The 21,328-nt window shown below is 55.2% G+C and carries 20 protein-coding genes and 1 pseudogene; 11 read left to right on the forward strand and 10 right to left on the reverse strand.

Annotated elements, in window-relative coordinates; genetic code table 11:
* Positions 1-74: 74 nt before the first annotated feature.
* The 9 genes from FN082_RS02885 (at position 75) to FN082_RS02925 (ending at position 9,701) form a co-directional block, all read left to right on the forward strand.
* Positions 75-1,025, forward strand: a complete 951-nt coding sequence (locus tag FN082_RS02885; protein WP_142981112.1) for a sugar-binding transcriptional regulator — start codon at positions 75-77, stop codon at positions 1,023-1,025.
* Positions 1,026-1,389: 364 nt separating this feature from the next.
* Complete coding sequence (locus tag FN082_RS02890; protein WP_142981113.1) at positions 1,390-2,910, forward strand: FGGY family carbohydrate kinase; 1,521 nt, start codon at positions 1,390-1,392, stop codon at positions 2,908-2,910.
* A 133-nt stretch (positions 2,911-3,043) separates the two neighbouring features.
* Positions 3,044-3,979 carry a D-ribose ABC transporter substrate-binding protein gene (locus FN082_RS02895; RefSeq protein ID WP_112217253.1) on the forward strand — a complete coding sequence of 312 codons (936 nt, stop codon included), beginning with the start codon at positions 3,044-3,046 and terminating at the stop codon, positions 3,977-3,979.
* A 43-nt stretch (positions 3,980-4,022) separates the two neighbouring features.
* A complete protein-coding gene (locus FN082_RS02900; protein WP_142464082.1) occupies positions 4,023-4,643 on the forward strand; it encodes a DUF2291 family protein in 621 nt (206 codons plus the stop codon).
* A gap of 1 nt (position 4,644) precedes the next feature.
* Positions 4,645-6,189, forward strand: coding sequence for a sugar ABC transporter ATP-binding protein (locus tag FN082_RS02905; RefSeq protein ID WP_139538598.1), 1,545 nt, complete (start codon positions 4,645-4,647; stop codon positions 6,187-6,189).
* Between the two features lie 17 nt (positions 6,190-6,206).
* On the forward strand, positions 6,207-7,262 hold the full coding sequence (locus tag FN082_RS02910; protein WP_139538597.1) for an ABC transporter permease: 1,056 nt from the start codon (positions 6,207-6,209) through the stop codon (positions 7,260-7,262).
* Positions 7,263-7,321: 59 nt separating this feature from the next.
* Positions 7,322-8,119: an SDR family oxidoreductase gene (locus tag FN082_RS02915; protein ID WP_112217257.1), complete on the forward strand. Its 798-nt coding sequence runs from the start codon at positions 7,322-7,324 to the stop codon at positions 8,117-8,119.
* A 149-nt stretch (positions 8,120-8,268) separates the two neighbouring features.
* Positions 8,269-9,054 (forward strand): SDR family oxidoreductase, encoded by a 786-nt coding sequence (locus tag FN082_RS02920; RefSeq protein ID WP_139538596.1) that lies wholly within the window; start codon positions 8,269-8,271, stop codon positions 9,052-9,054.
* 74 nt (positions 9,055-9,128) lie between these two features.
* Positions 9,129-9,701 (forward strand): beta-phosphoglucomutase family hydrolase, encoded by a 573-nt coding sequence (locus FN082_RS02925; protein WP_139538595.1) that lies wholly within the window; start codon positions 9,129-9,131, stop codon positions 9,699-9,701.
* 144 nt (positions 9,702-9,845) lie between these two features.
* On the opposite strand, the gene FN082_RS02930 is transcribed toward FN082_RS02925, so the two are convergent.
* From FN082_RS02930 to FN082_RS02945, 4 genes and pseudogenes are all read right to left on the reverse strand, one after another.
* The gene (locus FN082_RS02930; protein WP_112217260.1) at positions 9,846-9,998 is read right to left on the reverse strand and encodes a Hok/Gef family protein; all 153 of its coding nucleotides are present in this window, start codon (positions 9,996-9,998) and stop codon (positions 9,846-9,848) included.
* 369 nt (positions 9,999-10,367) lie between these two features.
* Positions 10,368-10,520: a Hok/Gef family protein gene (locus FN082_RS02935; protein WP_142981114.1), complete on the reverse strand. Its 153-nt coding sequence runs from the start codon at positions 10,518-10,520 to the stop codon at positions 10,368-10,370.
* Between the two features lie 259 nt (positions 10,521-10,779).
* Positions 10,780-10,935, reverse strand: a pseudogene (locus FN082_RS02940) (GNAT family N-acetyltransferase); the annotation flags it as partial.
* A 48-nt stretch (positions 10,936-10,983) separates the two neighbouring features.
* Positions 10,984-12,321 (reverse strand): aspartate aminotransferase family protein, encoded by a 1,338-nt coding sequence (locus FN082_RS02945; RefSeq protein WP_139538593.1) that lies wholly within the window; start codon positions 12,319-12,321, stop codon positions 10,984-10,986.
* 182 nt (positions 12,322-12,503) lie between these two features.
* Here FN082_RS02945 and FN082_RS02950 point away from each other — a divergent pair, with 182 nt between their 5' ends.
* Positions 12,504-13,268: an SDR family NAD(P)-dependent oxidoreductase gene (locus FN082_RS02950; protein ID WP_142981115.1), complete on the forward strand. Its 765-nt coding sequence runs from the start codon at positions 12,504-12,506 to the stop codon at positions 13,266-13,268.
* Positions 13,269-13,595: 327 nt separating this feature from the next.
* Here the strand turns inward: FN082_RS02950 and FN082_RS02955 are convergent, their stop codons facing one another.
* From FN082_RS02955 to FN082_RS02970, 4 genes are read right to left on the reverse strand one after another with little or no spacing between them, the layout of a single operon-like run.
* On the reverse strand, positions 13,596-14,357 hold the full coding sequence (locus FN082_RS02955; protein ID WP_139538591.1) for an amino acid ABC transporter ATP-binding protein: 762 nt from the start codon (positions 14,355-14,357) through the stop codon (positions 13,596-13,598).
* Positions 14,350-15,015: an amino acid ABC transporter permease gene (locus FN082_RS02960; protein ID WP_110273236.1), complete on the reverse strand. Its 666-nt coding sequence runs from the start codon at positions 15,013-15,015 to the stop codon at positions 14,350-14,352. The genes FN082_RS02955 and FN082_RS02960 overlap by 8 nt, the downstream gene beginning before the upstream one ends.
* A gap of 14 nt (positions 15,016-15,029) precedes the next feature.
* Positions 15,030-15,671, reverse strand: coding sequence for an amino acid ABC transporter permease (locus FN082_RS02965; protein WP_110273235.1), 642 nt, complete (start codon positions 15,669-15,671; stop codon positions 15,030-15,032).
* A gap of 51 nt (positions 15,672-15,722) precedes the next feature.
* Positions 15,723-16,574 (reverse strand): transporter substrate-binding domain-containing protein, encoded by an 852-nt coding sequence (locus FN082_RS02970; RefSeq protein WP_110273234.1) that lies wholly within the window; start codon positions 16,572-16,574, stop codon positions 15,723-15,725.
* A 234-nt stretch (positions 16,575-16,808) separates the two neighbouring features.
* Between FN082_RS02970 and pdxR the strand changes: the two genes are divergently transcribed.
* Entirely contained in the window at positions 16,809-18,275 is a 1,467-nt protein-coding gene (gene pdxR, locus FN082_RS02975) for a MocR-like pyridoxine biosynthesis transcription factor PdxR (RefSeq protein WP_139538590.1), read from the forward strand.
* Positions 18,276-18,880: 605 nt separating this feature from the next.
* On the opposite strand, the gene FN082_RS02980 is transcribed toward pdxR, so the two are convergent.
* Together FN082_RS02980 and FN082_RS02985 are read right to left on the reverse strand one after the other, a co-directional pair.
* On the reverse strand, positions 18,881-20,149 hold the full coding sequence (locus FN082_RS02980; RefSeq protein ID WP_139538589.1) for a Zn-dependent hydrolase: 1,269 nt from the start codon (positions 20,147-20,149) through the stop codon (positions 18,881-18,883).
* Positions 20,139-21,323 carry an amidase gene (locus FN082_RS02985; RefSeq protein ID WP_142981116.1) on the reverse strand — a complete coding sequence of 395 codons (1,185 nt, stop codon included), beginning with the start codon at positions 21,321-21,323 and terminating at the stop codon, positions 20,139-20,141. The genes FN082_RS02980 and FN082_RS02985 overlap by 11 nt, the downstream gene beginning before the upstream one ends.
* Between the last annotated feature and the right edge of the window lie 5 nt (positions 21,324-21,328).

The following is a 21,328-nucleotide window of genomic DNA, read 5'->3' on the forward strand; positions in this document are numbered from 1 at the left end:
AATGTCTTTTCTTTTCGCGTATGATAAAGGCCTCTAAGATAATGGCTGCACGTTAATGATTTTCGGGGAAATATATGGCTAAGCAGGATGAACAACGGCTATTAGTTAAGATTGCCACGCTTTACTATCTTGAAGGACGAAAGCAGTCCGATATCGCTCAACTTCTCTCGCTTTCTCAGTCATTTATCTCCCGAGCGATTACCCGCTGCCAAAAAGAAGGCGTGGTCAAAATTAGCGTTGTTCAGCCGTCGAATATTTTTCTTAATCTTGAAAAGGGCCTTGAGGATCGCTACGGAATTAAGCAAGCCATCGTGGTGGATACCGAAGAGGACGCAAACGATCACACCATCAAGCGCGCTATCGGTTCCGCCGCTGCCCACTACCTCGAAACGCGATTACGGCCAAAGGATCTGATTGGCGTCTCTTCGTGGAGTTCCACCATCCGCGCGATGGTGGATGAGGTTCATGCACAAAATCTTAAAGCCAGCGGCGTTATTCAACTGCTGGGCGGCGTAGGCCCAAACGGTAACGTACAGGCGACCATCCTCACTCAAACTCTGGCGCAGCATCTGAACTGTGATGCCTGGCTGCTTCCCTCCCAAAGCATTGAAGGCTCAACGGAGGAGAAAAATCGTCTCGTTGCCAGCAAAGATGTCGCCGACGTCATTGCGCGTTTTGACGAAGTTGATATTGCCATCGTCGGGATTGGCATTCTCGAACCGTCGCAACTATTGAAAACTTCAGGGAACTACTACCACGAAGATATGCTTCAGGTGCTGGCGGAACGCGGGGCGGTCGGAGACATTTGCCTGCACTACTACGACAAAAATGGTAAAGCAGTGTTACGCGACGATGAAGATCCTGTTATCGGTATGGCGCTTGAGAAAGTGAAGAAATGCCCTAATGTGGTTGCCCTGGCTGGCGGCAGCGATAAGGTTGCGGCTATCAAAGGCGCGCTATCGGGTGGTTATATCGATGTGTTAATCACTGATTATCCTACCGCTCGTCTGCTTGTTGCTGACTAATTTTCCTGATCAAACACTTTCCCACAACCTTTACGCTTTCTCCAAAGCGTAAAGGTGACACAGATAAACACTTATATTTCAATACGATAAATGAATTAATCTTCACTCTTTTTCACTCACCGCCAGATGCTCCTCCAAACGGATAAGTGTGATTGCCAGCACAATTGATAACTTTTCCTGTAGCCCGACGGGAAGTTTCTGGCTAAGGTATCAAATAAATAATCACCATCGAATATATATTCAGTGATTAAAAAAGTGAAACCGAATTGTCACATCATGGCCTGCCAGGAAGCAATGCGATAAAGAGAAGTGTGTATCCTTCCCCCTCCGCGACAGGACGAAGTGTGACTCAGGAGACTACCTAATGCAGGCAACACGTAAAGAGTTCATCATTGCACTGGACGAAGGCACCACTAACGCCAAAGCCGTCGTACTCGATAGCCGCGGTGACGTGGTAGTGAAATTCTCGCAGCCGCTGGCAATTCAAACGCCGCGCGACGGCTGGGTCGAGCAGTCAGGAGAGGTTCTGGTTGAAGCCTCACTGGACGTTATCGCTAAAGCGGTTGAACACGTGGGTGCAGAGAACATCGCCGCATTGGCCATCAGCAACCAGCGCGAGACCGCTATCGGTTGGTACCGCCAGAGCGGTAAACCTATCAATGCAGCCATCACATGGCAATGTACCCGCAGCGCCGCGTTTTGTGATGAACTGCGCCATGACAACAAAGAGCAGCTAATCAAAACGACTACCGGCTTGCCGATTGCGCCCCTGTTCTCTGCCTCGAAAATGCGCTGGCTGCTGGAGTCCATTCCTGAAGGCCGCATGTTGGCTGAACGCGGAGAAATCTGCCTCGGCACCATCGACAGCTGGCTGCTGTGGAATTTAACCCAGGGCGAAGCGTTCCATTGCGATCACTCCAATGCTGCACGCACCCAGTTGCTGAATCTGCAAACCGGACAGTGGGATGATGAGATGCTGGCGCTGTTCCAAATCCCTCGCGCCGCACTGCCGGAAATTAAACCTTCCAGCGGATTATTTGGCTATACCCGAGGGCTGAACAATATCCCTGACGGTATCCCGGTGATGGCGATGGTGGGTGATTCCCACGCCGCGCTGTTTGGTCACGCGCTTGGTGAACTGGGCTGCGTTAAAGCCACCTACGGCACGGGGTCATCAGTGATGGCGCCGGTAAAATCCGCACAGTGCGATATCGACGCACTGGCCACCACCATCGCCTGGCACGACGGCGACAGCATCACCTACGGACTAGAAGGTAATATTCCCCACACCGGCGATGCCGTGGCGTGGATGGCCGACAGCACCGGCCTAAGCGAGCTTTCCGATGCCGAGTTGGCTCATGAGCTCAACACCCTACCCGCCTCCGTGGACTCTACGCTGGGCGTCTATTTTGTGCCAGCCTTAACCGGCCTTGGCGCACCGTGGTGGGATGACAGCGCCCGAGGCGTGATTTGCGGCCTGAGCCGCGGCGTCAAACGCGCGCACCTGATTCGCGCCGCGCTGGAGTCCATTACCTACCAAATCGCCGATGTCGTTGTCGCCATGCGTCAGCAGGATGACTTCCACCTGGCGGCATTAATGGTCGACGGCGGCCCAACGAAAAATGATTGGTTAATGCAGTATCAGGCCGACCTGCTGGGATGCCCGGTGATGCGCAGCGATGTTGCTGAACTTTCGGCAATTGGCGCCGCCCTGCTCGCCCGTAAGGCCCTGCATCCAGGTTCGGTTACCGACCTGAAGGCCTTTTTAACTGAACACAGCGAATTTATCCCCGATATGGCCCGCCACCAGCGCCTGCAGAAAAGATGGCAGGAGTGGCGCCATGCGGTGAACAGAACATTATGGAAACCGGCAACGTCCGCCTGACGCCCACCAGGGAATCTTGTGTGTGACGAACCTTAATCATCAACAAAAGGAGACCCCCGGCCCATAAATTTGATTTTCAGGCCTTACGTTGTTTCACCGTACCCGACAATAACAACCAAGAGAGAAAATTGTCATGAAATTACGTTTAACGCTTTTAACAGCTGCTACCCTGACCGCCTTTTCTTTTGCTGCCCACGCGGCAGAAAAAGGCACCATCATGATCATGGTAAACTCGCTGGATAATCCGTATTACGCTTCTGAAGCCAAAGGCGCCAGTGAGAAAGCCAAAGAACTGGGATACCAGACCACCATTCTTTCGCATGGCGAAGATGTAAAAAAACAGAATGAACTGATCGATACTGCCATCGGTAAAAAAGTTCAGGGCATTATTCTGGATAATGCTGACTCTACCGCCAGCGTCGCGGCGATTGAAAAAGCGAAAAAAGCCGGTATTCCAGTGGTATTAATCAACCGCGAAATCCCCGTCGATGACGTCGCCCTTGAGCAGATTACCCATAATAACTTCCAGGCCGGTTCTGAAGTCGCCAACGTATTTGTTGAGAAGATGGCAGAGAAAGGAAAATATGCCGAACTGACCTGTAACCTTGCGGATAATAACTGCGTTACCCGCTCTAAATCTTTCCACCAGGTTATCGACCAATACCCGGATATGGTCAGCGTGGCGAAGCAAGATGCCAAAGGGACGTTGATCGACGGCAAACGCATTATGGACAGTATTCTGCAAGCACACCCTGACGTGAAGGGCGTAATTTGCGGCAACGGTCCTGTCGCACTCGGCGCCATTGCCGCACTGAAAGCCGCTAATCGTACTGATGTTGTGGTCGTCGGTATTGATGGCAGCAACGATGAACGCGATGCAGTGAAAGCAGGGACCCTGCAGGCTACCGTCATGCTTCAGGCCCAGGCTATCGCCGCTCAGGGTGTTACCGATCTGGATAACTACCTGCAAAAAGGCGAAAAACCGGCGAAGCAGCGCGTGATGTTCCGCGGCATTCTGATCACCCAGGACAACGCAGACAAAGTTCAGGACTTCAATATCAAATCCTGATTTCGGGTTGTTGCGCCCCTTCGGGGGCGCATAGGAGAGAATTATGTATAAAAAAACCTGGCTGGCGCTGGCCGTTCTTACGCTTGGAGGCTGCCGTATTGTCTCTCAGCAGGAGTTGGCCGATCTTAAATCCCCGCCCAATCCTCACATGACAAACATTGATAAAACATGGCAAGACCAGGTTGTTCCACAGGTCGTAGCCAAAGCTCGCCCCGTCGCAGAATTAATGACCGCCCTGCGTGCGGCGAAAGATTTCGATAGTGCTTGCAAAACGTTAGGCTATCGCGCTCAGGACGAAAACCCGTGCGTTTTTTACGTCAAAGTTGAAGGTAATATCAGCAAAATTGATTCCGCTTCCCGCAGCGGAAAAATGACCATTCAGGATACCAGCGGCAGCAACGTTGTCGTGCAAATTGGCCCAACGCTGCGCGGCACATTATTACGCGACGGCTATCAAGGCGCCAGCTATCAGGACTTTAACGACCAGGTTCTGTTTGGTGAGTATGGCCGGGCAATTAACGAACATGCGGTAAAAATGATAGAGGCAGCGCAGGTTAAACCGGGAGAAACGACACAGGTATATGGCGTATTCTCAGCCTGGGATATTCCGCAAACCGTTCCTGATATTACGCCAGCGAAAATTGTTCGTTTGGGAGGACAATAACATGCAGCGGCAAGAACTCGTCAATTCCCAACCAGTCGAATCTGAAGTTATTATCGAAACCCGCGAATTATCACGTGTTTATCCGGGCGTTATTGCCTTAGATAACGTGAACTACCGGGTCTATCGAAATAAAGTAAACGTTCTGATCGGTGAAAATGGTGCGGGTAAATCCACCATGATGAAAATGCTTGCTGGCGTTGAAACCCCGTCATCTGGTCAAATTATTCTTGATGGTACTCCGGTTACGCTTGGCTCTACCCATCAGGCAGAAAAACACGGCATTAGTATTATTTTTCAGGAATTGAATTTATTTCCGAACATGAACGTCATGGATAATATTTTCATGGCCAACGAGTTCTTTCAGAAAGGGAAAATCAACGAAAAATATCAATATGAGTTAGCCAAAAAATTACTGGAAAGGCTGGAACTCAATGTCGACCCTTATACGCAACTTGGCGAGTTAGGTATCGGCCATCAGCAGATGGTCGAAATTGCACGAGCGCTTTCAAAAGATACTCGCGTATTAATCATGGACGAACCCACTTCTGCACTCAGTCAGTCGGAAGTCAAAATCCTGTTTAACGTCATTGAGCAGCTTAAACGTCGCGGCGTCACCATTATTTATATTTCCCATCGTCTGGAAGAACTGATGGAAATTGGCGATCACATCACCATTTTTCGCGATGGACGCTTTATCAGCGAACGCGAGGTCAGCGATGCCAGTATTCCGTGGATCATCGAGCAAATGGTCGGCGATAAGAAAAAGCATTTCGACTACCAGCCCGCGCCAAAAGGCGAAGCGGTACTTGCCGTTGAAGGTTTGACGGCGCTGCATCCCAGCGGGGGCTATAAGCTCAACGACGTGACCTTCACCTTAAGTAAAGGGGAAGTGATCGGCATCTACGGCCTGCTCGGCGCAGGACGTACGGAGCTATTCAAGGGTCTGGTCGGCCTGATGCCTTGCCAGAACGGCAGCGTACATCTCAATGGCGAAAGTATTGAAAAATCGCAGTTCCAGGCACGGTTAAAAAAAGGGCTGGCGCTCGTTCCTGAAGACAGACAGGGCGAAGGCGTAGTACAGATGATGTCGATTCAATCGAATATGACCTTGTCTGATTTTAGTCTGCAGGGTTTTCGCCGCGCGTGGAAGTGGCTGAATCCACAGAAAGAAATCGCCTGTGTCAAAGAGATGATTCGAGAACTGGCTATCAAGGTTAGCGACCCCGATCTGCCAATTACCTCTTTAAGCGGCGGTAATCAGCAAAAAGTGGTGCTCGGCAAGGCATTGATGACAAAGCCGGAGGTCGTGTTTCTCGATGAGCCGACTCGCGGCATTGATGTCGGCGCTAAAACCGACGTTTATCACCTGATTGGCAAAATGGCCCAACAGGGTCTGGCAGTGATGTTCTCTTCATCAGAACTGGATGAAGTCATGGCGCTGGCGGATCGCATCCTGGTGATGGCCGATGGCCGTATTACCGCCGATTTACCGCGTCATGCGGTTACCCGCGAAAAATTAATCGCGGCTTCAACACCTCAAGATTAATCAGGCTGGAACCCATCATGAACCAGAAATATATGATTTATATGTACCTGCTGAAGGCCAGAACGTTTATCGCTCTGCTGCTGGTTATCGCATTCTTCAGCGTGATGGTACCGAATTTCCTGACCACATCTAACCTGCTGATTATGACTCAGCACGTGGCCATCACCGGCCTGCTGGCCATCGGCATGACGCTGGTGATCCTGACCGGAGGAATCGACCTTTCCGTCGGCGCTGTCGCCGGGATCTGCGGCATGGTCGCAGGGGCGTTATTAACCAACGGCCTGCCCTTATGGAACGGCAGCGTTATCTTCTTCAACGTGCCTGAAGTCATTCTGTGCGTGGCTATTTTCGGCGTCATTGTCGGCTTCATTAACGGTGCCGTGATTACCCGCTTCGGCGTCGCGCCCTTTATCTGCACACTGGGCATGATGTATGTCGCCAGGGGTTCAGCCTTGCTGTTCAACGACGGCAGCACCTACCCCAACCTTAACGGCATGGAAGCACTGGGCAACACCGGCTTTGCTACGCTGGGTTCCGGTACGCTAATGGGCGTGTATCTGCCAATCTGGCTGATGATTGCATTCCTGCTGCTGGGCTACTGGCTGACCACTAAAACGCCGCTGGGCCGCTATATCTACGCTATTGGTGGTAACGAATCCGCTGCCCGCCTGGCCGGTGTTCCCATCGTGAAAGCGAAGGTCTTCGTGTACGCCTTCTCCGGCCTTTGCTCCGCATTCGTTGGCCTGATCGTCGCGTCGCAGCTGCAAACCGCGCATCCAATGACCGGCAATATGTTCGAAATGGACGCCATCGGCGCGACCGTACTCGGCGGAACCGCGCTGGCGGGAGGTCGTGGTCGGGTAACGGGTTCAATTATTGGTGCTTTCGTTATCGTCTTCCTTGCCGACGGCATGGTGATGATGGGAGTCAGCGATTTCTGGCAGATGGTGATTAAAGGCGTGGTTATCGTCACCGCCGTCGTTGTCGACCAGTTCCAGCAGAAACTACAAAACAAAGTCATCCTGATGCGCCGCCATGAAGAGAAACTGGCCGCGGCAGGAGCCACCAGCTAATAACGTCTTCATTACCCCGCCGGACGCACTGGTGTCCGGCCTATACAAGGGAAGAAAAAATGCAAAGAAATTTCCAAAACAAAACGGTTGTTATCACTGGCGCATGCCGCGGAATTGGTGCCGGTATTGCTGAGCGCTTTGCTCGCGACGGCGCAAATCTGGTAATGGTCTCCAACGCCGAGCGCGTTCACGAAACGGCGGAAACCTTACGCCAGCGCTATCAGGCCGACATTCTGTCGTTGCAGGTCGATGTAACTGATGAAGCGCAGGTGCAATCGCTGTACGAGCAGGCGGCAGCGCGCTTCGGCACGATTGATGTTTCTATTCAGAACGCAGGCGTGATCACCATCGACTATTACGATCGCATGCCGAAAGCCGACTTTGAAAAAGTGCTGGCCGTTAACACCACCGGCGTCTGGCTGTGCTGTCGCGAAGCCGCTAAATATATGGTGAAACAAAACCACGGCAGCCTGATCAACACCTCTTCCGGCCAGGGTCGTCAGGGCTTTATTTACACCCCGCATTACGCGGCCAGCAAAATGGGCGTTATCGGCATCACGCAGAGCCTGGCCCACGAACTTGCTCCGTGGAATATCACCGTCAACGCCTTCTGTCCGGGCATTATTGAAAGCGAGATGTGGGATTACAACGACCGCGTATGGGGCGAAGTCCTTAGCACCGAGCAGAAACGCTACGGCAAGGGTGAGCTGATGGCGGAGTGGGTCGAAGGCATTCCGATGAAGCGCGCCGGTAAACCGGAAGATGTTGCCGGACTGGTGGCGTTCCTGGCGTCCGATGACGCACGTTATCTCACCGGGCAAACCATCAATATCGATGGCGGACTGATTATGTCGTAATTCCGTTCCCCGGGTTGCGGCTGACGCCTTACCCGGGCTACAAGACTACCCGACGGCACAAGCCCCGTAGCCCGGACAGGCGCAACGCGCCGCCTCCGGGAACGCCAACACCGGGCATGCTAAAGAATATTTTTAAGAGAGTAATAACTATGATCGCAAAAGATTTTGCCCAACAGTTGTTTAATCTGCAGGACCGCGTGGCCTTCGTGACAGGCGCGGGCAGCGGCATCGGTCAGATGATTGCTTATGGCCTCGCCAGCGCAGGCGCTCGGGTAGTCTGCTTTGATCTCCGCGAAGACGGCGGCCTTGCCGAAACCGTTAAAAACATTGAAGCGATTGGCGGGCAGGCCTGTTTTTACACCGGTGATGTCCGCCAGCTTAGCGATTTACGCGCGGGTGTCGCATTGGCCAAAAGCCGCTTCGGTCGTCTTGACGTCGCCGTTAACGCCGCCGGGATTGCCAATGCTAATCCGGCGCTGGAGATGGAAACGGAACAATGGCAGCGGGTTATCGATATTAACCTCACTGGCGTATGGAACTCCTGTAAAGCAGAGGCTGAACTGATGCAGGAATTCGGCGGCGGCTCTATCATTAATATCGCCTCCATGTCCGGTATTATCGTTAACCGGGGCCTCGATCAGGCCCATTACAACTGCTCCAAAGCCGGTGTTATTCACTTATCGAAAAGCCTCGCTATGGAGTGGATTGGCAAAGGGATCCGCGTTAACTCGATCAGTCCTGGATATACCGCTACACCAATGAACACCCGACCTGAGATGGTCCATCAGACCCGTGAATTCGAAAGCCAGACGCCAATTCAGCGCATGGCGAAAGTTGAAGAGATGGCCGGGCCAGCGCTGTTCCTGGCAAGCGATGCCGCGTCGTTCTGTACTGGTGTTGACCTGGTCGTCGATGGCGGTTTTGTCTGCTGGTAAGACGGTATAACAATGCGGGGAGCCCTCTCCGCATTTCCCTCCCTGACGATGTTCACAGCACACAGGCAACCATTATGTATAGCCACTATCACGGCCTTATTTTTGATATGGATGGAACCCTTTTTGATACCGAACCTTTACACCGTCAGGCGTGGTTAAGCGTATTCGCATCCGACAATATCACCATTTATGAAGAAGAACTTATTCCGTTCAACGGCTCCGCTCCCTGGCAGGTGGCCAGCCAGCTTGTCGCCTTAAAAGGGTTAAAAGCCGACCCATTTTCACTGGCCGATCGTAAAAAGCAGGCCATTGAGAAATTGCTACAAACGGCGGAAATCCGGGTTCTACCAGCAATGGACATTTTACTGGCGTGGCAGGATAAAAAACCGCTGGCGCTGGGAACCGGTAGCGAACGTAGCACTGTGGACATACTGCTTAACCGCTTTAATTTAACCCAGCGCTTTGCCGCTATCGTCTCCGCCGACCGGGTTAAAAATCACAAGCCCGCCGCCGACACGTTCTTATTGTGCGCTAACGAACTTCATGTGCAACCTGAACTCTGCCTTGTTTTCGAAGACTCCCGCTTTGGGATTGAAGCGGCGAAAAATGCGGGTATGGACGTAATTGACGTTAATACTCTGAGCTAAAAATTATGCAGGGTGGCGGCACTGTTGCTATAAACCGGTCGATTTTCTCTCGCCGTCCATCCTGCTCCCCATCAGCAGAAAAAAGGTGCCTTAAGGTTCCTTACCCAGCCTGCGGATAGGCGGGGATTGCTCCCCGCATACCGGCTACTTCTTCGTTTCGTAAGCGAGAACGGCCTTAAACTCCATACTGCGTTCTTTGATACTCAGCTCGCACAGCGAGTCGCGTACCATTAACGTGAATCCCAGCGCTGTCAGACACAGCACCACGATCGCCACCAGGGCGTACTTTGTCAGCATCTCGTTGCCTCCATGCGAAGAAGAGGCTACTATCCAACTGCTAGGTTTGGATTGTAGGCCTCAGGTTGATGGGAACATCTCCTGGGGCTTCGTCTTTCTGAATCCTCACCTAATAAGCCTGAACTCAAAAAGCCTCAGGCACCCGCAGTCATCATACCCTTCCCTGCTCACATCACTGTATATTTAACCAGCTAAAATCATTTTTCAGAAAACGTTTAGGCTGGCTGGATTTCAGGGAGGATCTCGTCTTCATGAGAGAAGTGGAAAACTCAAAATGGGCCATTGGCGCTAGCCCGGAATGGTAAAAAAGGTGCCTTAAGGTTCCTTACCCAGCCTGCGGATAAGCGGGGATTGCTCCCCGCATACCGGCTACTTCTTCGTTTCGTAAGCGAGAACGGCCTTAAACTCCATACTACGTTCTTTGATACTCAGCTCGCACAGCGAGTCGCGTACCATTAACGTGAACCCCAGCGCTGTCAGACATAACACTATGACCGCCACCAGGGCGTACTTTGTCAGCATCTCGTTGCCTCCATGCGAAGAAGAGGCTACTATCCAAATGTTGGGTTTGGATCGTGAGCCTCAGGTTGATGGGAACATCTCCTGGGGCTTCGTCTTTCTGGATCCTCACCTAAGCCTGAACTCAGAAAGCCTCAGGCACCCGCCGTTATCATACGCTTCCCTGTGCATTGAGCTGTATATTTAACCAGCACTATCTCTTTTTCAGAAAACGTTTAGCCCGCTTCTATTTTTTGGGGAAGTCAAACCTGATTACCCGGCGCTACTGTGACAACATCGGCCGAAAATCTTCCAGCCGCTTCAGCTGCCTGCCTTCACCATCAAAATTATCCACCGCCAGCCACGGCCGGATGACCGCATCACGGGCAGGCCATACATCGTCGATATTCATTGAGTCACACCACCACTCCAGCCGACGATTTGGTCGCCCGGTACAGCGCTCCGGAAAACACACCGCACAAACCCCTTACTTCGCCAGGCTCGCGAAACGGGTGAATACTGCATCAAAAATCGCCAGGCCTTTTGCTACCTGCTCGGCGCTGATGGTGCACGGCGGCACCACGTGAATGCGGTTTTCCACCACAAACGCCAGCAGACCGGCCTCGGTTAACGCGCCCTTAATCGCCGCCATATCCGCAGCGGTCAGCGGCGTTTTCTGCTCGCGGCTGCTGACCAGTTCCAGTGCCTGGAACAGACCACGACCACGAACGTTGCCGATAATCGCGTGTTTCTCCGCCAGCGCTTCCAGCCCCGGGCGCAGCACCTCGTTGCCCATCATTGCCGCATTCTCCACCACTTTCTCTTCTTTCATCGCGTCAATGGTGGCGACAATCGCCGCCATCGCCAGCGGATGGCCGGAATAGGTCAGCCCTCCGGCAAAGAAATGGTCGTCAAAATAGCGGGCAATCGGTTCGCTAATCAGCACGCCGCCCGCCGGAACGTAACCGGCGTTCACCCCTTTAGCAAAGGTCACCAGATCCGGTACCACGCCATCCTGCTCGAAGGCAAACCAACTGCCGGTACGGCCAAAACCGGCCATTACCTCATCGAGGATCAGCACAATCCCGAACTCGTCGGCCAGCGCCCGCACGCCCTGCATATAACCATCCGGCGGCACCAGAATTCCGGCGGTTCCCGGAATGGACTCCAGCAGAATCGCGGCAATCGCGTTCGGGCCTTCGCACTCGATCATCCGCCGCAGATGCGCCAGCGCGCGCTGGCACTCCTCCTCTTCCGTCGTGGCGTTGAACTCGCTGCGGTAGAGATAGGGGTTGAAGAAGTGAACGTGGCCGCGCGAATACTCGTTCGGCACGCGACGCCAGTCGCCGGTAGCGGCAATCGCGCTGCCGGTATTACCGTGATAGGAACGATAGGCAGAGAGCACTTTATCGCGCCCGGTATAGAGCCGCGCCATGCGGATAGCGTTCTCGTTGGCATCCGCTCCGGCGTTGGTGAAGAACACTTTGCTAAAGCCTTCCGGCGCCAGCTCGACGATACGTTTCGCCGCTTCGGCGCGGGCGAGGTTGGCGGTGGCAGGCGCGATGGTCACCAGCTCTTCCAGTTGCGCTTTCATTGCCGCCAGCACGCGAGGATGCTGATAGCCGATGTTCACGTTCACCAGTTGGCTGCTGAAATCAAGGTACGTATTGCCTTCGTAATCCCATAGCTCGCAGCCTTTGGCCCCGGCGATCACCAGCGGATGTAAATTGCCCTGCATCGACCATGAATGAAATACGTAGGCGCGATCCAGCTGCCGAACTTCATCATTGCTTACCGCTACATCGTTCTGTATTGCCAGCTTCATACCCTGCCCTCTCTCATGTCGTTGTTGTTGGCATCATCATTGGCTGCGCCTGAGAAAAACGGATAGAGCCAGTACGGCGAAAATGATGTGACACCGTGTCACATCGCCGCGCACCGACTGGCCCTGTGCCCACCCGCACGGCGTTTTTATAGTGGGAGCGACAACCTGCACAGGAGAATGAAATGGCAACGAGCAAAGTGGTGTTTATTACCGGGGCGACCTCGGGTTTTGGGGAAGCGGCGGCGCAGGTTTTCGCCGATGCGGGCTGGTCGCTGGTGCTGAGCGGACGCCGTGTTGAGCGGCTAAAGACGTTACAGGATAAACTGGCCTCACAGGTCCCGGTGCATATTATCGAACTCGACGTACGCGATAGCGATGCGGTTACCGCGGCTGTAGCAGCGCTGCCCGCTGAATTTGCCGATATCACCACGTTGATTAACAACGCCGGGCTGGCGCTGTCGCCGCAGCCGGCGCAGAAAGTGGAGCTGGAAGACTGGAAAACGATGATCGACACCAACGTCACCGGTCTGGTCAACGTGACCCACGCCCTGCTGCCGACGCTGATTAACCACGGCGCAGGCGCGAGCATCATTAATATCGGCTCTATCGCCGGGCAGTGGCCCTATCCGGGCAGCCACGTTTATGGCGCCAGCAAGGCATTCGTGAAGCAGTTCAGCTACAACCTGCGCTGCGACCTGCTCGGCACCGGTGTGCGCGTGACCGACCTCGCGCCGGGGATTGCCGAAACGGAATTTACCCTGGTGCGCACCAAAGGTGACCAGGCGGCGTCAGATAATCTTTATCGCGGCACCACGCCGCTGAGCGCGCGGGATATTGCCGAGCAGATGTTTTATATCGCCACGCTGCCGGACCATATGAATATCAACCGGGTGGAAGTGATGCCGGTGCGTCAGGCCTGGCAGCCGTTCGCAATCGATCGGGATTGAGGTTTGGTAGAGCGGAGAGGCGCGTAAGCGCCGCCTCCGGGAGAGTTTCATGCAGCTACGGATATGTCTCTGAAACAACGTGTTATGCACCCGTTCACGTACCTCGATGAGACATTTTCTGCGACTTGATGGTGAACGGAACCCCTCAACAGCGTCCCGGAGGCGGCGCTTACGCGCCTGTCCGGGCTACTCAATCTGCCTCCCTCAGGCTCCGGGCCCGGAAATCCCGGGTCGCGGCGTAAACGCCTTACCCGGGCTACTCCCCGCTGACGGCTGGAAACCCGTAGCCCCGGTAAGCGCAGCGCCACCGGGGGGATTGGCTGCTGATCACCGGCTGCTCTGCAAAAACTGCCTGACGCGCTCGGAATCCGGATTAGTGAAAAACTTCTCCGGCGGCGCTTTCTCAATCAACAACCCCTTCTCAAGAAACACCACTTCATCCGATACCTGACGCGCAAAGTCCATCTCGTGGGTCACCACCACCATGGTATAACCTTCGGCCGCCAGCGCTTTCATCACGCCCAGCACCTCGTTGACCAGTTCTGGATCGAGCGCCGACGTCGGCTCGTCGAACAAAATCACCTCCGGCGACATCGCCAGCGAGCGGGCAATCGCCACCCTCTGCTTCTGTCCGCCTGAGAGCGTAATGGGGTAGACGTCGGCTTTATGCGCCATCCCCACTTTCTCCAGTTGCTGCATGGCAATAGCTTTCGCTTCATCACGCTTCATCCCCTTCACGTGCAGCAGCGCTTCGCTGACGTTCTGCTGCACGGTCAGGTGCGGCCACAGGTTAAAGCTCTGAAACACCATCCCGACCCGCTCGCGGATTTTCGACAGCTGGCGATGGGACATGGCCCGGCCATTATCTTCATCAATACCCAGCCGCTGGCCGCTGATGCGCACCTCACCGCGATCCGGCTGCTCCAGCCAGTTCATGCAGCGCAGCAGCGTCGATTTACCGGAACCTGACGAACCGAGGATGCTCACCACGGTCCCCTTCTCTACCGTCAGGTTGATATCACGCAGAACTTCAACGTTATCAAACTGTTTAGAGACGTTTTTGACGCTTACAGCAGTCGTATCATGCATGGCTCATTCCTCTTCTGGCTCCCCAGGCGCTCAGACGTTTAATCAGCAGTTCCAGCAGAATGCTGACAGCCCAGTAGAGCCCAATCGCGACGATAAAGGCGTTAAACGGGATAAAATAAGTGGCCTGCACGCTGTTGGCCGCAGCGGTTATCTCCTGGACGGTGATAATGCTGAGAAAAGCGGTGTCTTTCAGGCAAATAATTAGTTGGTTACCCATCAACGGTAATGCGGAAGACAGGATATTGGGCAGAATAATGCGGCGGAATATTTTGTAGCGTGAAAAACCCTGCGCCACCGCGGCTTCAATATAGCCGCCGGAAAATACCCGGCGCTGACTGCGCAATATTTCGAAGAAATAAGCGCCGTGATAGATAATTAAGGCAATCAGCCCGGCGGTCCACGCCTCCATACTGATACCGACTTCCGGCAGCCCGTAATAGAGCAAATAGGCCAGTATCAAAAACGGAATGGCCCTCATTAAACTGACAAAGCCAATAATAAGCCGGTTAAGGGTTTTCTTTTGATATTCGGTTAAATAGCACAGCACAATACCGATAATTAAACCGGCAATGGCTGCGGTAATAAATAGTTCAAGGGTGGCGAGTAAACCGGCAATAAAGCTGTCGCGCACCGACCAGATAACGGCCCACTGATTCATAGCACCTCCTGTATTTATCGCGCCAGACGCTTCGCTTTACGCTCCGCCATCCCCTGCAGTTTCAGCAGCAGACCAATGATCACCACGTACAGCAGGCCCGCCGCCAGAATCGGCGAAAGAGGTTCATAGGTGACCGAAGAAATTCGGTTTGTTACGCGGGTCAAATCCACCACGCCAATCACCGCAATGGCCGGGCTGCCTTTAATCAGAAACGACATTTCGTTGACCAGCGCGGGCAGGCTTTCAATCCACATTTGCGGCAGCATGATATAGCGGAAATAGGGCCAGCGACGCATCCCCACCGACTCCGCCGCTTCCCGCTGCTCGCGGGGGAAAGTACGAAAAGCGTTGCGCCAGATTTCGGCGTTGAAGGCCGAGGTATTGAGCGTCAGCGCCACAATCGCCGCGACGTTTTTATCGAGGTTAATCCCGACCGTCGGCAGAGAAAGAAACAGGAACAGCACCAGCGTCACCAGCGGCGTAGCGCGGGCCAGGCTGATATAGACCACCAGCAGCTGATCGATAACCGGTACGCGTAGCATTCGCACCAGCGCAATCAGCAGGCCAATCACCACGCCAAAGGCGATGGCGATGGCCGAAATCCAGAGGGTCGTCCATGCGCCTTCAATCAGTAACTGCCAGGAAATTGCATCCATGAAGCCCTCCTTCACACCTTAACAGGCGGCGGTGACCCGCCGCAGAACACATTACAGACCCGCTAGTTTATGGAACTGTTCCGGGCTGGTAATCGCTTCGGTCGGCAGGTCGTCATAGGTTTCGCCAAACCACTTTTTCTGCAGTTCGGCGAGCTTGCCGGTTTCCTTCATGTGGTTCATAAATTTAGTCATATAAGCCAGCAGCTGCGGCGAGTTTTTCGGGATCGGCCATGCCATATAGCCCGGACCGGAAACCGCCAGACCTTTGGCGAATACCTTTGGCTTGGCCTTCGCCAGGTCGTTAACCGAAATAACCACGTTAATCACGTAATCCAGGCGCTTGTTGGCGAGGTCGGCATAGGCTTCAGGGTAGGAAGGATATTCCACCACCGGCCCCAGCTTACCGCCGGTTTTCTCCAGCATCGCTTTCAGTTCCGGCAGACGCGCCAGCAGCGCGCTGCCCGCCTGAACGCCCACTTTTTTACCGCTCAGACTCGCAATCGTATCCAGTGAATTATCGCCAGCGCGTTTGACAAAATAGTGCTGCGCTGAAGCCCACGGCGGCGTGAAATCAAAAACTTTCAGGCGGTCGTCGGTAATCACCGCGCCGGTTAACGCCATATCGTACTGGCCGGTGGAGACCGCCGCTAATAATCCGGTCCACGGCAGAATGCTCTGATCGACATTGAATTTCGCGTATTTACGTAATTCATCGAGCATATCTTTGTTAAAGCCATCCGCCTGGCCGTTATTCATAAAGTTAAACGGCGCGTAATCATCTTCGGTCGCGACTTTCAATGTGCCGGATTTTTCTATTTCCGGAAGATCGGCGGCAACTGCGTGATAAGAAAAGGCCATCGCCATAACGGCGCCCAGACACATTGAACCTAATGATTTTTTCATCAATCTACCCCTAATTAATTCGCCAGACGTGTTCATTCCAGAACATGAAAAGGTTTTGCAAAATATGTGCCGACGGAAGTTCCGAACCGCGACTGATGAATGCGTTTTTACTGTAGGGAGCGTTTTTAATTTCCGGATAGAGCCAGATTCACCGCGTGGATGTGTCAGTCATTTTCAGGATGGTATGGAATTTGCTCCGGTTCATGCACAGAGCGTTTGCGTAAGGAGCTAAGCATGATCCGACACCTGTTACACGTTGATTTCGACCCGCGCCGCGGTTTGCAGGAGCAGGTGCGCGAGACGCTGATTAACGCCATTCTGGGCGGCATTTTTTCCGCCGACATGCCGCTCCCCTCCTGCCGCCAGCTGGCCAGCCAGCTGCGGGTATCACGTAACACCACGGCGCTGGTTTTTGAGGGACTGGTGAACGAGGGATATCTGGTAAGTCGCCCGCGCAGCGGGTATTACCTGCACCCGGATTATCAGCACACTTCCCCTTCCACTGCGCCGGAAGCTGCACCGCAGGACGAAGGTGCTGCACCACGCTGGGGCACGCGGCTGCAAATTACCCCCAGCCAGCAGGAGTCGATTCTGAAACCGGCGGGCTGGATGAACTACCGCTACCCGTTTATCTACGGTCAGCCCGATACCCGCCAGTTTCCGCTGGCGACCTGGCGTTCAGCGGCAAACTGGCTGCACGGCGGGGTGCGCGATCCGGCGTGGGTGGTGGACCATATCGACCAGGACGTGCCGATGCTGATTGAGCAAATCCGCACCCGGGTACTGCCCAAACGCGGTATTGTCGCCGCGCCGGATGAGATCCTGATTACCCTCGGTTCACAAAACGCGCTCTATCTCCTGACCCGCCTGCTGATGTCGTCGAAGACGCGAGTCGGCGTGGAGAACCCCTGTTTTCGCGAGGCCATCAACACCTTCCTGCTTGCCGATACGGATATCGTGCCGCACCCGGTGGATGAACAAGGGATCGTCCTCAACGATACGCCCTGCGATTACTACTATGTGACCCCCGGCCACCAGGTACCGACCGGCGTGGCGATGAGCAAGGCGCGACGCAGCCAGCTGCTGGAGCATGCTGCTCGCCATGACGCGGTCATTATTGAGGACGATTACGACTCGGAGAGTAACTTTATGCTTAACCCGCTTCCGGCGCTGAAGGCCAGCGATCGCAGCGGAAGAGTCGTCTACGTCAGCAGCCTGTCAAAAGCGCTGTCGCCGGGTCTGCGGCTGGGCTTTATGGTCGCCGACCCGGACCTGATTGATGAAGCAAGAGCACTGCGGCGGCTGGTATATCGCCATCCGCCGACCAATATTCAGTATCAGATGGCGCATTTCCTCGCCCAGGGCCACTATGAAACGCACCTGCGGCGCTACCATTACGACTCGGCCCAGCGCTGGGACAGGCTCAACAACGCGCTGCAACATCATCTGCCGGAGTGCCGGATTATTCCCGGCAGCGAGCACGCCAATGCGTTCTGGCTGGCCACGCCGGAGCAAATCAATACCCAGCAGCTCACCTGGCGCGCCGCTCATGCAGGGGTACTGATTGAACCCGGCGCGCGGCATTTTCTCAGCAACGCGCCGCCGGATAACTTCTTCCGCATGGGGTTCCATGCCATTAACCCCGACGCTATTGAGCAAGGGGTTGAAGTGCTGCGCGGTCAGCTGGCGCAGATGGGTTAGCGGTACTTCAGGCTGGCTCTGTCGACGGTGACGTTGGGAGTGGTTCTGTGCGTTGTCGGTTCGCATAAATTTAGCCGCCAGAAGGGGCTCTTGTAGCCCGGACAGGCGCGTCAAGCGCCGCCTCCGGGACTGTGTAGAAGGGTTCCGTTCACCACTATTTCGCAGAAAATGTCTCACCGCGGTACGTGAACGGGTAAAGGGGGAGAAAACCGTCTCCCCCTTTACAATCCCCGCGGTCCCGCAAAGAAATCGGTGCTACGCACTGCGCTCACCTCCCGGTCCTCAGCCTGCGGTCGGCTCAACTCGACATCATTGTCTCGATTCGCCTCTGGCCGCCATCCCTGGCGGCCAGCCCTTGTCTTCGGACCTTCGGTTTGCCGATTTCAGCGGGTACCAGGGCATCGCTGTGAGTTTTTCTGTTTCAGGGGGGATTCAGTTGCTGCATGAAAATCGTCCCGGAGGCGGCGCTTGACGCGCCTGTCCGGGCTACCTAATCTGCCTCCTTCAGGCACCAAGCCCGGAAATCCCGGGTCGCGGCGTAAACGCCTTACCCGGGCTACTCACGTAGCCCCGGTAAGCGCAGCGCGACCGGGGAGAACGACTGTCTACACCGCCCTGGCGTACTGCAACATCACCTGCAGCAGCACGTTGGCTCCGGCCTCGACGTGTTCCGGCGAAGCATACTCAATTTCGTTATGGCTGATGCCGTCCTTGCAGGGGATAAAAATCATCCCGGTCGGCGCCAGATAGCTCATATACACCGCGTCATGACCGGCACCGGATACAATCTCCCGCGCCGGATAACCGAGGCGCTGGGCGGCTCCGGCAATCGCCGCCTGGCAATCCGGGTGGAACGGCGCTGCCGGATAGTGGCTCACCTCTTTCAGGGCCACCTTCAGGCCGCTCTCCTGCTCGACGCTGCCGATAAACTCGCGCAGTTGGCGGTCCATCGCATCCACCAGCTCATCGCTAAGATTGCGCATATCAATCGAAAAGGTCACCTCGCCCGGCACCACGTTGCGGCTGTTCGGATAGACCTGCACCATTCCCACCGTGCCGCGCCCCTCATCGCTGCGTCCGGCAATTGCCACCACCTCCTGCATAATGCGGGTCGCGACCTGCAACGCATCCTGGCGCAGGCGCATCGGCGTCGGCCCAGCGTGGGACTCCTGGCCTGTCACCACGCAGTCATACCAGCGAATACCCAGCACGCCCTGCACGATACCAATGATTTTCTCTTCATCTTCCAGAATCGGCCCCTGTTCGATATGCGCTTCGAAGTAGGCGCCAATCGGGTGGTCGCCCGGCGCCTGGCTGCCGATATAGCCGATGCGCGCCAGCTCCTCGCCCACGGTTTTTCCATCTGCATCCTTCGCAGCGTAGATGGTCTCCAGCGGAAATATCCCGGCAAACACCCCGGAACCCATCATCACCGGCACAAAACGCGAACCCTCTTCATTGGTCCAGAACACCACTTCAATCGGCGCGTCGGTTTCAATCTCCAGATCGTTCAGGGTACGCACCACCTCCAGCGCCGCCAGCACGCCGTAGTTACCGTCAAATTTGCCGCCGGTCGGCTGGGTGTCAATATGGCTACCGGAGACAATCGGCGGCAGCGCCGGATTACGCCCTTCCCGACGCATAAAGACGTTGCCGATTTTATCAACGGTGACGCTCATCCCGGCCGCCTGCGCCCAGCTAATGACCAGATCGCGCCCCTGCCGGTCGAGATCGGTGAGCGTCAGACGACAGCAGCCGCCTTTCGGCGTGGCGCCGATTTTCGCCAGCGTCATTAGCGAATCCCACAGGCGCTCGCCATTAACACGGCAATCGGTGGTCTCTATCATCGGGGTAAAAAAGACATCACTGCTCATTTCGGTCTCCTTGCATAAACGCGGCGGCCAGCTCAACCAGCAGACGATCGCTGCCGCGCGGCCCTAAAAATGAAATTCCCAGCGGTAAACCGCCCACCTGAGTAACCGGTAGCGTCACCTGCGGACGCCGGGTCATTACGGAAATTAACAGCAGGTCGTGGGACAGGCGGCGAACCGCTTCCATCTCTTCAGCCTGCGCCGTCAGCAGCGGCGCGCCGTCGGGAACCGTTGGCATCACCAGCACCGCATCGCCGAGCTGCGCGTCCCACCAGGCGCTAAACCGTTCGCGCAACTGACAGGCGGTTTCAAACTGCTCGCGAGTCACCGCTTTGCCCCAGAAAAAGCGTTCGCGCACATCCGGACCCAATTGCAGGCCGTAGCGCTCGATGGTTTCCCCCTGCGCCTGCCACGCTTCGTAGCCCTGAATCTGGCGGAAGGCGAGATAGATATCGTCCACCTCCGGCAGCGATTCGCTCAAGGGTGAAACCGTGCCAAAAAAGTGCCCCAGCCGCTGGCGAACCGGTAGCAGGGCCTGCTGGCTGCGCGGCGGCAGACGGGAAAATAGCCCATCATGGCTGGCCAGCCGAACGCGGGTAATATCCACTCTCTCATCACTGAACAGGCAGGCGGCAACGGCAGAAAAGACTTCCGGCGAGCGGGCAAAGAAACCGCAGGTATCCATGGTGGCACACAGCGGCTGACAGCCGTCGAGGGAGATTCTTCCGTGGGTCGGACGCAGGCCGTACAATCCGCAATAGCTGGCGGGAGTGCGTACCGAGCCGCCGGTATCGGATCCGAGGGCAAAATCACAGGCATCGTTCGATACCGCCGACGCCGAGCCGGATGAAGAGCCGCCGGGAATATGATTGGGCGCGGCACCGTTGCGCGGGGTGCCATAATGCACGTTGTGCCCGCTCATCGAATACGCCAGCTCGCTGGTATGGGTTTTGCCGATAAAGCGCGCACCGTTATCCAGCAGCGTTTGCACCACCGGGGCGGTGCGTTTTTTAATCCCGGACAGCGCCAGCAGGTGCGGATTGCCGCCGCCGGTCGGGTAGCCCGCCACATCGAACAAATCTTTGACCGCAAAGGTCAGCCCGCTCAGCGGCCCGCTTAAGGCATGCGCCACCGGGTGCGCCGGATAGGGCATAAAGGCGCGAAGGTCATCCTGCATGTTGG

It is taken from the genome of Klebsiella spallanzanii, from assembly GCF_902158555.1.
Taxonomy (GTDB): domain Bacteria; phylum Pseudomonadota; class Gammaproteobacteria; order Enterobacterales; family Enterobacteriaceae; genus Klebsiella; species Klebsiella spallanzanii.

Coding starts and splice junctions, on each gene's coding strand:
- FN082_RS02980 (WP_139538589.1), bottom strand. CDS start 20,149: ATGAGCAGTGATGTCTTTTTTACCCCGATGATAGAGACCACCGATTGC.
- FN082_RS02920 (WP_139538596.1), top strand. CDS start 8,269: ATGATCGCAAAAGATTTTGCCCAACAGTTGTTTAATCTGCAGGACCGC.
- pdxR (WP_139538590.1), top strand. CDS start 16,809: ATGATCCGACACCTGTTACACGTTGATTTCGACCCGCGCCGCGGTTTG.
- FN082_RS02925 (WP_139538595.1), top strand. CDS start 9,129: ATGTATAGCCACTATCACGGCCTTATTTTTGATATGGATGGAACCCTT.
- FN082_RS02985 (WP_142981116.1), bottom strand. CDS start 21,323: ATGCAGGATGACCTTCGCGCCTTTATGCCCTATCCGGCGCACCCGGTG.
- FN082_RS02935 (WP_142981114.1), bottom strand. CDS start 10,520: ATGCTGACAAAGTACGCCCTGGTGGCGGTCATAGTGTTATGTCTGACA.
- FN082_RS02955 (WP_139538591.1), bottom strand. CDS start 14,357: ATGCATGATACGACTGCTGTAAGCGTCAAAAACGTCTCTAAACAGTTT.
- FN082_RS02890 (WP_142981113.1), top strand. CDS start 1,390: ATGCAGGCAACACGTAAAGAGTTCATCATTGCACTGGACGAAGGCACC.
- FN082_RS02910 (WP_139538597.1), top strand. CDS start 6,207: ATGAACCAGAAATATATGATTTATATGTACCTGCTGAAGGCCAGAACG.
- FN082_RS02970 (WP_110273234.1), bottom strand. CDS start 16,574: ATGAAAAAATCATTAGGTTCAATGTGTCTGGGCGCCGTTATGGCGATG.
- FN082_RS02930 (WP_112217260.1), bottom strand. CDS start 9,998: ATGCTGACAAAGTACGCCCTGGTGGCGATCGTGGTGCTGTGTCTGACA.
- FN082_RS02965 (WP_110273235.1), bottom strand. CDS start 15,671: ATGGATGCAATTTCCTGGCAGTTACTGATTGAAGGCGCATGGACGACC.
- FN082_RS02915 (WP_112217257.1), top strand. CDS start 7,322: ATGCAAAGAAATTTCCAAAACAAAACGGTTGTTATCACTGGCGCATGC.
- FN082_RS02895 (WP_112217253.1), top strand. CDS start 3,044: ATGAAATTACGTTTAACGCTTTTAACAGCTGCTACCCTGACCGCCTTT.
- FN082_RS02905 (WP_139538598.1), top strand. CDS start 4,645: ATGCAGCGGCAAGAACTCGTCAATTCCCAACCAGTCGAATCTGAAGTT.
- FN082_RS02885 (WP_142981112.1), top strand. CDS start 75: ATGGCTAAGCAGGATGAACAACGGCTATTAGTTAAGATTGCCACGCTT.
- FN082_RS02945 (WP_139538593.1), bottom strand. CDS start 12,321: ATGAAGCTGGCAATACAGAACGATGTAGCGGTAAGCAATGATGAAGTT.
- FN082_RS02950 (WP_142981115.1), top strand. CDS start 12,504: ATGGCAACGAGCAAAGTGGTGTTTATTACCGGGGCGACCTCGGGTTTT.
- FN082_RS02960 (WP_110273236.1), bottom strand. CDS start 15,015: ATGAATCAGTGGGCCGTTATCTGGTCGGTGCGCGACAGCTTTATTGCC.
- FN082_RS02900 (WP_142464082.1), top strand. CDS start 4,023: ATGTATAAAAAAACCTGGCTGGCGCTGGCCGTTCTTACGCTTGGAGGC.